Below are 11,627 nucleotides of genomic sequence, written 5' to 3' on the forward strand. Positions count from 1 at the left end.
GAAAAGCGTGGGGGTAATCCACGTTCGGCGAGCTGGCGGTGGGCTACAAACCAAGGGACTTGGCGATGATGACCTTCATGACCTCGCTGGTGCCCGCATAGATCCGCGCCACCCTGGCATCGGTGTACAGCCGGGCGATGGGGTACTCCATCATGTAGCCGTAACCCCCGAACAGCTGCAGGCAGCGGTCGATGACGCGGGCCTGCATCTCGGTGCAGAACAGCTTCACTCGCGCAGCGTCGGCGCCGGACAGCGCCCCTTCGACGTGCAGCGTGACCGCACGATCCAGCATCGCCTGAGCGGCCTCGACCTCCGTCGAGCACGCGGCGAGTTCGAACTTGGTGTTCTGGAAGGACGCCACCGGTTGGCCGAACGCCCTGCGATCCCTGGTGTAGTCGATCGCCGCAGCAATCGCCGAGCGGGCCTGCGCCACCGATCCGACGGCGACCGTCAGACGTTCCTGCGGCAGGTTGTGGCCCAGGTAGCCGAAGGCCTCGCCCACCTCCCCCAGCACGTTGGCCGCCGGGACGCGCACGTCGACGAATGACAGTTCGGCGGTGTCCTGGACCTTGCACCCCATCTTCTCGAGCTCGCGACCGCGGGTGAAGCCCGGCATGCCGTCCTCGACGACGAGCAGCGTCAGACCCTTGCGCCGGTTGTCGGGATCGGTGGAGGTGCGCGCCACCACGACGACGAGGTCGGCCTGCATGCCACCGGTGATGAACGTCTTCGCGCCGTTGACGACGAAGTCCTCACCGTCGCGGACGGCCGTCGTCCGCATGCCCGCCAGATCGGAACCGGTCCCGGGTTCGGTCATCGCAACGGCGGTCAGCAGCGTGCCCGCGGCGAGACCGGGGAACCAGCGGCCGCGCTGCTCGTCATTCGCGTAATCCAGGAAGTACGGCAGGATCACCTCGAGCTGGGTGCGCACGGTGGACAGCGTCACCAAGGCCCTGGCCGCCTCTTCCTGCAGAACGACGTTGTAGCGGTAGTCGGGCATGCCACCGCCGCCGTACTCCTCACCGATGGCCATCCCGAGCAGCCCGAGCTCACCCATGTGCTTGAACACGTCACGGGGCAGGCGGCCACCCTTCTCCCACTCCGGGTAGTGCGGCACCACCTCCTTCTCGACGAACTCCCTTGCCAACTGGCGGAACGACTCGTGGTCTTCGTCGAACAAGTCCCGGCGCATGGCGCCCCCTTCCAAACGGATGCGACTAAGCGATGAGTTCGACGAGGGTGGCGTTCGCGGTGCCACCGCCCTCGCACATGGTCTGCAAGCCGTAGCGAATTCCGTTGTCCCGCATGTGATGGATCATCCGCGTCATCAGCACGGCGCCCGAGGCTCCCAGTGGATGACCGAGTGCGATCGCGCCGCCGAGCGGATTGAGGCGTGCTTCATCGGCACCCGTTTCGGCGAGCCATGCCAACGGCACCGGCGCGAACGCCTCGTTCACCTCGTAGACGCCGACTTCGTCGATGCCGACTCCCGCCTTGTGCAGCACCTTCTCGGTCGCGGGGATCGGACCGGTCAGCATCAGCACGGGATCGGCGCCCGTTACCGCCCCGGCGCGGTAGCGCACCAGAGGCGTCAGCCCCATGTTGACCGCGTTCTCCGCGGTGGTCACCAGAAGCGCGGCGGCGCCGTCGGAGATCTGGGACGAGTTGCCCGCGTGGATGACCCCGTCGTCGGTGAAGGCGGGTTTGAGGCCTGCGAGTTTCTCGACGGTGGTGCCGCGCCGGATACCCTCGTCGCCTGTCACCACGTCCCCGTCGGTGAAGACCGGGACGATCTGATCGGTGAACGCGCCCGCATCCTGTGCGGCCGCCGCCCGCGCGTGGGACTGGGCGGAGTACTCGTCGAGGCGGGTCCTGGACAGATTCCACTTCTTGGAGATCAGCTCTGCGGAGATGCCCTGATTGAAGGAGAAGTCGTCATAGCGGGCAAGGACTTTCGGCCCGTACGGCATCCCGGTGGACCTCGCCGAGCCAAGGGGCACTCGGCTCATCACCTCGACGCCGCCCGCGACGACGACGTCCTGCTGTCCGGACATGACCGCGTGCACGGCGAAGTCGAGCGCCTGCTGGCTCGACCCGCAGGCCCGGTTCACCGTGGTCCCCGGGATGTGTTCGGGCCAGCCCGCGGCCAGTACCGCGTACCGGCCAATGTTGCTCGACTGATCGCCGACCTGCGACACGCAACCCCACACGACGTCGTCGATCACGTTCGGGTCGACTCCGGTGCGCTCTACGAGCTCGGTCAGCACGACGGCGGACAGGTCGGCGGCGTGCTGTGCGGACAGCCCGCCGTTGCGCTTGCCGACGGGCGTACGCACCGCTCCGACGATGACGGTCTCACGCATTCTTCTGCTCCGATCTTGGTTCCGGGTCGCGAGGCGGCACAGCCCACTGGCCCGTGAAATTCGGCTCTCGCTTGGCCGCGAACGCGGCGTACGCCTCCCCCGAGTCTGCGGTGGCGAAGTTTCCTGGCTGGGCGCGGGCCTCGTTGGCCAACGCCTGCGCAAAGGTGCTGTCGGCGCCGTCGTTGAGCAGGGCCTTGCTCTGCGCCAACGCGAATGGCGGACCGGCGGCGAGCCGGCCCGCCAGGTCGTCGACGAAGGCGTCGATCTCGTCGGCCGGGGTCACCCAGGTGACCAGCCCGAGCGCGTGGGCCTCGGCGGCGTCGATCATGTCTGCGAGCAAGACCAGCCGCTTGGCTTGCTGCAGTCCGACGAGTTTGGGCAACAGCCACGATCCCCCGAGGTCGACGGAAAGGCCTCTCTTGGAGAAGATCTGGCAGAACTTCGAGTCGGGAGTCGCCACCACCAGATCGCAGCCAAGCGCAAGGTTCCATCCCGCGCCGACCGCGACCCCGGTCACCTTGGCGACCGTCGGGACGGTCAGTTCGTGCAGTGCCGACGCCACGTCGGTGAGCCGGTGCAACTTGTGTCTGGGGTGGATGTCCTCGCCGGTGCCGATGTCCGCGCCCGAACAGAACGCACCGCCTGCACCCGTGAGCACCAGGGCGCGCACCCCGTCGTCACGGCCGGTCGCGCGCAGTGCGTCGGCGAGCTCGTGCCACAGCCGGGCGTCGATCGCGTTCTTGCGGTGGGGCCGGTTCAGCGTCAGAGTGCGGACGCCGTCACGGTCTTCGGAAAGCAGCACGGGCTCGACCTCGGTCACGTGTACTTCGGCCCGATCGCGCCTTCGTCGCGCAGCCGCGCGATCTGGTCGGTGGAGAAGCCGAGTTCGGCGAGCACTGCGTCGGTGTGCTCGCCGAGCCCGGGCACGGCGCCCATCGGTGGCTCGAAACCGCTGATCACCGGCGGTGGGAGCAGCGCTGGGATGTCGCCCCTGCTGGAACCGACCTTGCGCCAACGGTCGCGTGCCGCCAACTGCGGGTGCGCCACCACCTCACTCGGCAGGTTGTAGCGGGAGTTTCCGATCCCGGCCTCGTCGGCCGTCTTCTGAATGTCCGCGAGATCGTGCTGCGCACACCAGGTTCCGATGGCGTCGTTGAGTGCGTCCCGATGCCGGCAGCGGTCGCTGTTGGTGCTGAAGCGCGGATCGTCGGCCAGGTCGGGGCGCACGATGATCTCGCGGGCCAGCCGCTGCCATTCGCGGTCGTTCGTGGTGCCGAGCACCACGGTCTGACCGTCGCGGGTGGGAAACGCACCGTACGGCGCAACGGCAGGCGAGCTCACGCCGAGCGGCTGCTGGTCGATGCCGGAGTGCTGGGTGTAGGTGAGCTGATAGCCCATGATGTCGGTCATCACGTCGAACAGGCTCAGCTCCACGGCAGGAGCCGCACCGTCGCGGCGGTCCCGGGAGAACAGAAGCGCCAGGATCGAGAGTGCGGCGTAGAGGCCGGTCGTGAAGTCCGCCATGGCCGGTCCTGGCTTTGCGGGCATGTCCGGATAGCCGGTGACGGCACACGACCCAGATTCCGCTTGCACCAGCAGGTCGTAGGCACGCTTGTGCGAGATCGGACCGCCAGGCCCGTAGCCGTCGATCTCGACGGGGATGACCCTGGGATGGCGCACCGCGAGCTCGGCAGGTGAAAGGCCAAGGCGCGCGGTCGCTCCCGGTGCAAGGTTGGACACGAAGGCGTCGGCTTGATCGAGCAGACGGTGCAGCACGTCCATGCCGGCGGGCGACTTCAGATTGAGGGTGACCGACTCCTTGCCCCGGTTGCACCAGACGAAGTGCGCGGCGAGGCCACCCGGACCGTTGACCACGTCGTCGTAGTCGCGGGCGAAGTCACCGCCCTTGGGGTTCTCCACCTTGATCACGCGAGCGCCGAAGTCGGCGAGCACGCGGCTGCACATCGGCGCCGCGACCGCCTGTTCCATCGCGACGATCGTCACGCCCTCCAGCGGACCGGTCACATCACCATTCCGCCGTCGACGGGCAATACCTGGCCCGTGACGTACGAGGCGGCGTTGGAGGCCAGAAAGACGAACGCGCCGGCAATCTCGTCGGGATCCGCCCAGCGCTGCAGTGGAATTCGTCGCATCATGTTGGCGGAGAACTTCTCGTTGGTGCGAATGGTCTCGGTCATCGGCGTGGCAGCCAGCGGGGCCAGCGCGTTCACCAGGATGTTCTTGCGAGCCAGTTCGCGGGCGAGAGACTTGGTGAAGCCGATGATGCCCGCCTTTGCCATCGAATAGTTGACCTGCCCGAGGGTACCGGTGATGCCGGCCGCCGAGGTGACGTTGATGACGCGGCCGGTGCCGTCGGTGGCCAGGAACGGCAGCGCCGCCTGCGTGACGCGGAACGCGCCCATCACGTGAATGTCGATCAGACGGTTGACGTTCTCCTCGCTGATGTCGGCGAACATGGTAGGCGCGGTGACACCCGCGTTGTTGATCACGATGTTGAGCACACCCCCGGTCAAGGCAGCCGCCTGCGCTACGGCGGCATCCGCGGACCCGCGATCGGCGACGTCGAGCGCCGCGCTCTCGGCCTTGCCGCCCTCGGCCGTAATGCTCTCGGCCACAAGGGCTGCGGTGTCCTTGTCGAGGTCGGTCACCAGCACTGCCGCGCCAGCGGTCGCGAGTGCGCGGGCGACGGCGGAGCCGATCCCGCCCGCGGCTCCGGTCACGATCGCTGACCGGCCGGTGAGGTCGAATAGCGGGTTTGCGGTCGCAGTCATCAGTAGCTCCTCGGCAGTCCGAGCACCTTGGAGGCAAGGAAGTTGAGGATCATCTCCTGGCTCACCGGGGCGATCTTCATCAGGCGTGACTCGCGGAAGAATCGCGAGATGTTGTACTCCTCCGAGTAACCCATCCCGCCGTGCGTCTGGAGCGCGCGGTCGGCGGCGTCGAAGCCCGCGTCAGCACAGAGGTACTTGGCCATGTTGGCCTCACGCCCGCATGGCTTTCCGTTGTCGTACAGCCAGGTGGCCTTGCGCAGGATCAGTTCGGCGGCGTCCAGGCGGGCCAAGGAGTCGGCAAGGGGGAATTGAATGCCCTGGTTCATGCCGATCGGCCGGTCGAACACGACGCGCTCGTTCGCGTACTTGACCGCCCTGTCCAACGAGACCCGACCGATGCCGAGTGCCTCGGCCGCGATCAGCATCCGCTCCGGGTTCAACCCGTGCAGGATGTAGCTGAAACCCTTGCCCTCCTCCCCGATTCGGTGCTCCACCGGTACCCGAAGGTCGTCGATGAACAGCTCGTTGGAGCTGACGGCGTTGCGGCCCATCTTCTTGATCGGTCGGATGTCCACGTGATCGCGGTCGAGGTCGGTCAGGAACAGCGATAACCCGTCCGTCTTCTTGGTGACCTCGTCGTACGGCGTGGTGCGGGTCAACAGCAGGATCTTCTCGGACTCCAGCGCCTTGGAGATCCAGACCTTGCGGCCGTTGATCACGTAGCTGTCGCCGTCACGCTTGGCGAACGTCGTGATCCGCGACGTGTCAAGGCCCGCACCGGGTTCGGTGACACCAAAGCAGACGTGCAGGTCGCCGTTGACGATCCTGGGCAGCGTCGCCGCCTTCATCTCATCGGACCCGAACACCACCACGGGCTGCATGCCGAAGATGGACAGATGGATGGCGCTGGCCGCGTTCATGGCGCCGCCCGAGCGCGCCACCTCCTCCGCGAGGATCGTTGCCTCGGTGATGCCGAGCCCGTGCCCGCCGTACTCCTCCGGGATGGTCATGCCGAGCCATCCACCGGAGGCGATCGCGTCGTAGAACTCTTTGGGGAATTCGTGCCCCTGGTCCTTGTCCATCCAGTATTGGTCGTCGAACCTCGCCGCCAATTCCGCGACGGACTTGCGGATCAGCTGCTGATCCTCGGTCAGTTCGAAGTTCATCCCGCCGGTCACAACTCGCTCCTACATCGAAATCCATTGATCCACAGTCGCGTTCGTCGGCGCACATCTGCCAACTCCAGCACCGACGTACCGCGTCTCTCTCTCAGCCGGTCAGTTCTTGGCGCCGGCAATCTCCTTGGCGCTGGCCTGGAAGTCCGCGAAGCTGGTGCCGGACTTCTCGTGCTTGCTGAGCGCTTGGATGGTGACGTCGTGGTCGCCTGCCGCGGCGCGCAGTGCCCCGACGGTGGCCTGATCCTTGGGGACGTGGGCGAACGGCTCGAAGTGGTAGAGCTTCATCGCGTTGAGGTGGGTCATCTTGTCGATCTCCTCATCGGAGACCTCGTAGGTCTTGAACACCGCGTCGAGTTCCTCTGGGGCGCCTGGCCACATCGAATCACTGTGCGGATAGTCCATCTCCCAGCAGATGTTGTCCACCCCGATCTCGTGACGCAGTTTCACCCCGACCGGATCGGAGATGAAACACGTCATGAAGTGCTCCCTGAACACCTCCGAGGGGAGCTTTCCGCCGAAGTCCTGGTGCGTCCACGTCGAATGCATGTCGTAGGTGCGGTCCACCCGCTCCAGGAAGTACGGAATCCACCCGGTCCCACCCTCGGACAACGCGATCTTCAGCGTCGGGTACTTCTTGATCGGCGCCGACCACAACAGATCCGCCGCGGCCTGCACGATGTTCATCGGTTGCAGGGTGATCATCACGTCCATCGGGGAATCGGGCGCGGGGATCGACAGCTTGCCCGAGGAGCCGATGTGCACGTTCATCACCGTCTCGGTGTCGACGAGGGCCTCCCACAACGGCTTCCAGTAGTCGTCGTGGAAGGACGGGTAGCCCAGAGTGGCCGGGTTCTCGGTGAACGTCAGCGAGTGCACACCCTTCTTCGAGACCCGCCGGACTTCCTGGGCAGCCAGCTCGGCGTCCCAGATCACCGGAAGCGCCATCGGGATGAACCGGCCAGGATGCGCCGCGCACCACTCGTCGATGTGCCAGTCGTTGTAGGCCTGCACCAAGGCCAGCGAGAAGTCCGAGTCGTCGGTGGCGAACAACCGGCCCGCGAACCCGGGGAACGACGGGAAGTTCATCGTCGCCAGCACCCCGCCTGCGTTCATGTCCTTGACCCGCTCGGCAGCGTCGAAGCACCCCTTGCGGATCTCGTCGAGGCCCTGGGGCTCTAGGCCGTATTCCTCCTTCGGCCGGCCTGCCACCGCGTTCAGGGCAACGTTCGGGATGACCGTCTCCCGGAACTGCCAGGTATCGGAACCGTCCGGGTTGTGCACCAACCGCGGCGCATCGTCGAGGTACTTCGCCGCGAGGTGGTTCTTGAACATGTCCGGCGGCTCGATGATGTGGTCGTCCACACTGATCAAGATCATGTCGTCTTTGTTCATGAGCTTCCCTTCGGGTCGATACGGCGGCGCTGGGCTCGGGTCTCGTTCTCTACTAGAGAAAACTATCCTCTCGTTTGGAGAGAATCAACATGGCCAACGTATCCAAATACAGCAGAACCTGCGGTTTTAGGGTCGCGCGGGACCACTCGCCAGCGTCCGACCTCGACCTTGCCATTGACGATTGGGCCCGGAGGTGGAAATCTATTAGGCAAATGTGAGAATGTGATTCTCACAACCGAGAGCCCGGGAGATCTGACGAAGGAGGACGTCGTGCGCGTACCACCGCTTCCCGCTGCGGAGTGGGACGACGCCGTGCTCAACGCGCTCCGGATGATGCCAGAGGAACGCCGCAATCCGGCGGCCGCAGGCAACGCGATCTCAACCTTCGTCAACCACCCGGACCTCACCCGGTCCTACCTCACCTTCAGCTTCTATCTGCTGACGCGATCGACGCTGCCGCCGCGACTGCGCGAGCTGGCCGTGCTGCGGATCGCCCACCTCACCGCCTGCGCGTACGAGTGGGACGAACACGTCACGATCGGCAAGAACGCTGGACTGTCCGATGACGACATCGCCGCCCTCCAGCGCGGCGAGGCCGCCGACGACTTCGACCGTACGGTGCTCACCGCCGTCGACGAGCTCGTTCAGAAGACCTGCATCTCCGATGACACCTGGGCTGCTCTCGGCACACGCATGGACACGCGCGAGCTCATGGACTTCGTCTTCACCATCGGCGGCTACCACATGCTGGCGATGGCCCTCAACACGTTCGGCGTAGAACCCAAGAAGGAGAACTGAACGCATGGCATTCTTCCCCAAGCCCGCGGCGGGCAGCTGGACCGAGAACTGGCCCGAGCTGGGTACCGCGCCGGTGAACTACGACGATTCCATCGACCCGGAGCACTATCTGCTCGAGCAGCAGGCCATCTTCAAGAAGACCTGGCTCAAGGTCGGCCGCGTGGAGCAGTTGCCCAAGAGGGGCAGCTACTTCACCCGCGAGATGCCGTCGGCGGGCCCCGGCACGTCGGTGATCATCGTCAAGGACGTGAAGGACGGGGTCGAGACCGTCCGGAGCTTCTACAACCTGTGCAGGCACCGCGGTAACAAGCTGGTGTGGAACGACTATCCCGGCGAGGAGGTGTCCGGCGTCTGCCGCCAGTTCACCTGCAAGTACCACGCATGGCGGTACGGCCTCGACGGCGGCCTGAACTTCGTCCAGCAGGAGGGTGAGTTCTTCGACCTCGACAAGAGTGACTACGGGCTGGTTGCCGTGCGCTGCGAGGTGTGGGAAGGCTTCATCTTCATCAACTTCGACGACGCCGCCGCACCGCTGGCCGAGTACCTCGGCGATTTCGCCAAGGGCCTCGAGGGCTATCCGTTCCACGAGATGACCGAGCACTACGGCTACCGCTCGGAGGTCAAGGCCAACTGGAAGTTGTTCATCGACGCGTTCACCGAGTTCTATCACGCGCCGATCCTGCACATGAAGCAGGCGGAGAAGGAGGAGGCCGAGAAGTTGGCCAAGTTCGGCTTCGAGGCGCTGGCCTACGACATCAAGGGCGACCACTCCATGGTGTCGTCGTGGGGCGGGATGGCGCCGCCGAAGGACCTGAGCATGGTCAAGCCCATCGAGCGGATCCTGCACAGCGGGCTGTTCGGGCCGTGGGACCGCCCCGACATCGAGGGCATCCTGCCCGACGAACTGCCGCCTGCCATCAATCCGGGCCGCCACAAGTCTTGGGGCACCGACTCGTTCGAGTTCTTCCCCAACTTCACGCTGCTGTTCTGGGCGCCGGGCTGGTACCTCACGTACAACTACTGGCCGACCGCGGTCGACAAGCACATCTTCGAGGCCGACCTGTACTTCGTGCCTCCGACGAACCTCCGTGAGCGCCTGTCGCAGGAACTGGCCGCGGTGACGTTCAAGGAGTACGCGTTCCAGGACGCCAACACCCTCGAGGCCACCCAGACCCAGATCGGCACCAGGGTCGTCACCGACTTCCCGCTGTGCGATCAGGAGATCCTGCTGCGACACCTGCACATGACCGCCCACCAGTACGTGGACAGGTACGAAGAAGCAAAGGCCAATGGAACCACCAACGGACAGCACGCCGCCAAGAAGGATGAAGTGAATGTCTAAGTTGCCAGAGGAATTCGCCGACCTCGAGCCGTTCGCCGAATGGTGTCTGCCGACCGAGGAGGAGCGGTACGCCAAGCGACTCAAGTCGACGATGGCCGAGATGCAGGAGTTGTACGACGCCGGCATGGCGCGCCTCGAGGACATCATGGTCTACGTGGACGCGCGCTTCCCGCTCAAGGGCATGCCGGAGGACGCCAAGGCGCTGGTGCATCTCGGCCAGTCGATCGTCATGGTGAGCTTCCCCATCGAGGTGTGGAAGCAGCCCCGCGTGCTGGATAGCGGCGCCGCCTACATCAATCTGATCAAGGAGCCGGTGGTTTAACGGTGTTGACCCTCAAGGCGGCGGGTCTACTGGACGTCGATGCGGGCGAGATCATCCGCCCCGGCATCCTGAAGATCGAAGACGATCGAATCGTCGGCGTGGGGGGCGACGTCGACGAGAGCTCCGAGATCATCGACCTCGGGGATTCCATCCTGCTACCCGGCCTGATGGACATGGAGGTCAACCTCCTGATGGGCGGACGCGGGGAGAACCCAGGTCTGTCCCAGGTTCAGGACGATCCCCCGACCCGGGTACTGCGCGCCGTGGGGAATGCCCGACGCACCTTGCGGGCGGGGTTCACCACCGTGCGCAACCTCGGCCTCTTCGTCAAGACGGGCGGCTATCTGCTCGACGTCGCGCTGGGCAAGGCCATCGACGCGGGCTGGATCGAGGGTCCGCGCATCGTGCCGGCCGGCCACGCGATCACGCCGACGGGCGGGCACCTCGATCCCACGATGTTCGCCGCGTTCATGCCGGGCGTGCTGGAGTTGACCATCGAAGAGGGCATCGCCAACGGGGTCGACGAAATCCGCAAGGCGGTGCGCTACCAGATCAAGCACGGCGCGCAGCTGATCAAGGTCTGCGTGTCGGGCGGTGTCATGTCGCTGACCGGAGAGGCAGGCGCGCAACACTATTCGGATGAAGAGCTGCGGGCCATCGTTGACGAGGCGCACCGCCGCGGATTGCGGGTGGCCGCGCACACGCACGGCGCCGAAGCCGTCAAACACGCTATCGCCTGCGGAATCGACTGCATCGAGCACGGATTCCTGATGGACGACGAGGCGATCCAGATGCTCGTCGACAACGACCGGTTCCTGGTGACGACGAGGCGGCTGGCCGAGGCGATGGACGTCTCGAAGGCGCCCGCGGTGCTCCAGGCGAAGGCCGCCGAGATGTTCCCCAAGGCGCGCACGTCGCTCAAGGCCGCGTACGAGGCCGGCGTGAAGATCGCGGTCGGCACCGACGCTCCCGCCATCCCGCACGGCAAGAACGCCGACGAACTCGTCACGCTCGTCGACTGGGGAATGTCCCCAGCTGCCGTGCTGCGCGCAGCGACCGTCGTCGCGGCCGACCTCATCAACGTCACCGACCGCGGCCGCCTCGCCGAAGGGCAGGTCGCGGACATCATCGCGGTGCCCGGCGATCCGCTACTGGACATCAGCGTTACACAGAACGTAAGTTTTGTAATGAAAGGGGGCAAGGTCTATGTCAACAAGAACTGACGATCTGATGGAGATCCAGCAGCTCCTCGCCCGTTACGCGGTGACCATCACCCAGGGCGACGTCGAGGGGTTGGTCGAGGTCTTCACCCCGGATGGCACCTACAGCGCATTCGGAGACACGTACACGCTGAACCGATTCCCGGTCCTCGTCGATGCGGCGCCGAAGGGGCTGTTCATGACCGGGACCGCGCTCGTCGACCTCGTCGAAGGTTCCGAC

General features: G+C 65.5%; 12 protein-coding genes. 5 read left to right on the forward strand and 7 right to left on the reverse strand.

Going from position 1 to position 11,627, the window contains the following annotated elements; all coding sequences use genetic code 11:
- Positions 1–43: 43 nt before the first annotated feature.
- From ACRDUX_RS40465 to ACRDUX_RS40495, 7 genes are all read right to left on the reverse strand, one after another.
- Complete coding sequence (locus ACRDUX_RS40465; RefSeq protein WP_526423118.1) at positions 44–1,192, reverse strand: acyl-CoA dehydrogenase family protein; 1,149 nt, start codon at positions 1,190–1,192, stop codon at positions 44–46.
- A gap of 25 nt (positions 1,193–1,217) precedes the next feature.
- Positions 1,218–2,363, reverse strand: coding sequence for a thiolase family protein (locus ACRDUX_RS40470; protein WP_526423120.1), 1,146 nt, complete (start codon positions 2,361–2,363; stop codon positions 1,218–1,220).
- Entirely contained in the window at positions 2,356–3,165 is an 810-nt protein-coding gene (locus ACRDUX_RS40475; protein WP_526423138.1) for an enoyl-CoA hydratase/isomerase family protein, read from the reverse strand. The genes ACRDUX_RS40470 and ACRDUX_RS40475 overlap by 8 nt, the downstream gene beginning before the upstream one ends.
- A 14-nt stretch (positions 3,166–3,179) precedes the next feature.
- Positions 3,180–4,388, reverse strand: a complete 1,209-nt coding sequence (locus ACRDUX_RS40480; protein ID WP_526423122.1) for a CaiB/BaiF CoA transferase family protein — start codon at positions 4,386–4,388, stop codon at positions 3,180–3,182.
- The gene (locus ACRDUX_RS40485) at positions 4,385–5,155 is read right to left on the reverse strand and encodes an SDR family NAD(P)-dependent oxidoreductase (protein WP_526423124.1); all 771 of its coding nucleotides are present in this window, start codon (positions 5,153–5,155) and stop codon (positions 4,385–4,387) included. The genes ACRDUX_RS40480 and ACRDUX_RS40485 overlap by 4 nt, the downstream gene beginning before the upstream one ends.
- Positions 5,155–6,321: an acyl-CoA dehydrogenase family protein gene (locus tag ACRDUX_RS40490; RefSeq protein WP_526423140.1), complete on the reverse strand. Its 1,167-nt coding sequence runs from the start codon at positions 6,319–6,321 to the stop codon at positions 5,155–5,157. Before ACRDUX_RS40490 ends, ACRDUX_RS40485 begins: the two co-directional genes overlap by 1 nt.
- 111 nt (positions 6,322–6,432) lie before the next feature.
- Positions 6,433–7,725 (reverse strand): amidohydrolase family protein, encoded by a 1,293-nt coding sequence (locus ACRDUX_RS40495; protein WP_526423126.1) that lies wholly within the window; start codon positions 7,723–7,725, stop codon positions 6,433–6,435.
- A gap of 270 nt (positions 7,726–7,995) precedes the next feature.
- On the opposite strand from ACRDUX_RS40495, the gene ACRDUX_RS40500 reads away from it, so the two are divergent.
- From ACRDUX_RS40500 to ACRDUX_RS40520, 5 genes are all read left to right on the forward strand, one after another.
- Positions 7,996–8,523 (forward strand): carboxymuconolactone decarboxylase family protein, encoded by a 528-nt coding sequence (locus ACRDUX_RS40500; RefSeq protein WP_526423128.1) that lies wholly within the window; start codon positions 7,996–7,998, stop codon positions 8,521–8,523.
- 4 nt (positions 8,524–8,527) lie between these two features.
- The gene (locus tag ACRDUX_RS40505; protein WP_526423130.1) at positions 8,528–9,865 is read left to right on the forward strand and encodes an SRPBCC family protein; all 1,338 of its coding nucleotides are present in this window, start codon (positions 8,528–8,530) and stop codon (positions 9,863–9,865) included.
- Positions 9,858–10,187, forward strand: coding sequence for a hypothetical protein (locus ACRDUX_RS40510; protein ID WP_526423132.1), 330 nt, complete (start codon positions 9,858–9,860; stop codon positions 10,185–10,187). Before ACRDUX_RS40505 ends, ACRDUX_RS40510 begins: the two co-directional genes overlap by 8 nt.
- Before the next feature lie 2 nt (positions 10,188–10,189).
- Positions 10,190–11,410, forward strand: a complete 1,221-nt coding sequence (locus ACRDUX_RS40515) for a metal-dependent hydrolase family protein (RefSeq protein WP_526423134.1) — start codon at positions 10,190–10,192, stop codon at positions 11,408–11,410.
- Positions 11,394–11,627: nuclear transport factor 2 family protein (locus tag ACRDUX_RS40520; RefSeq protein WP_526423136.1), on the forward strand; the 234-nt coding region annotated here is incomplete at its 3' end. The genes ACRDUX_RS40515 and ACRDUX_RS40520, both read left to right, overlap by 17 nt.

Origin of the sequence: Mycobacterium sp., assembly GCF_050701675.1 — a bacterium.
In the GTDB taxonomy this organism is placed as follows: domain Bacteria; phylum Actinomycetota; class Actinomycetes; order Mycobacteriales; family Mycobacteriaceae; genus Mycobacterium.

What these genes read in the sequence shown, in the direction of transcription:
- ACRDUX_RS40465 (WP_526423118.1), bottom strand. Translation starts at nt 1,192, where the DNA reads ATGCGCCGGGACTTGTTCGACGAAGACCACGAGTCGTTCCGCCAGTTG.
- ACRDUX_RS40485 (WP_526423124.1), bottom strand. Translation starts at nt 5,155, where the DNA reads ATGACTGCGACCGCAAACCCGCTATTCGACCTCACCGGCCGGTCAGCG.
- ACRDUX_RS40505 (WP_526423130.1), top strand. Translation starts at nt 8,528, where the DNA reads ATGGCATTCTTCCCCAAGCCCGCGGCGGGCAGCTGGACCGAGAACTGG.
- ACRDUX_RS40495 (WP_526423126.1), bottom strand. Translation starts at nt 7,725, where the DNA reads ATGAACAAAGACGACATGATCTTGATCAGTGTGGACGACCACATCATC.
- ACRDUX_RS40490 (WP_526423140.1), bottom strand. Translation starts at nt 6,321, where the DNA reads ATGAACTTCGAACTGACCGAGGATCAGCAGCTGATCCGCAAGTCCGTC.
- ACRDUX_RS40510 (WP_526423132.1), top strand. Translation starts at nt 9,858, where the DNA reads ATGTCTAAGTTGCCAGAGGAATTCGCCGACCTCGAGCCGTTCGCCGAA.
- ACRDUX_RS40470 (WP_526423120.1), bottom strand. Translation starts at nt 2,363, where the DNA reads ATGCGTGAGACCGTCATCGTCGGAGCGGTGCGTACGCCCGTCGGCAAG.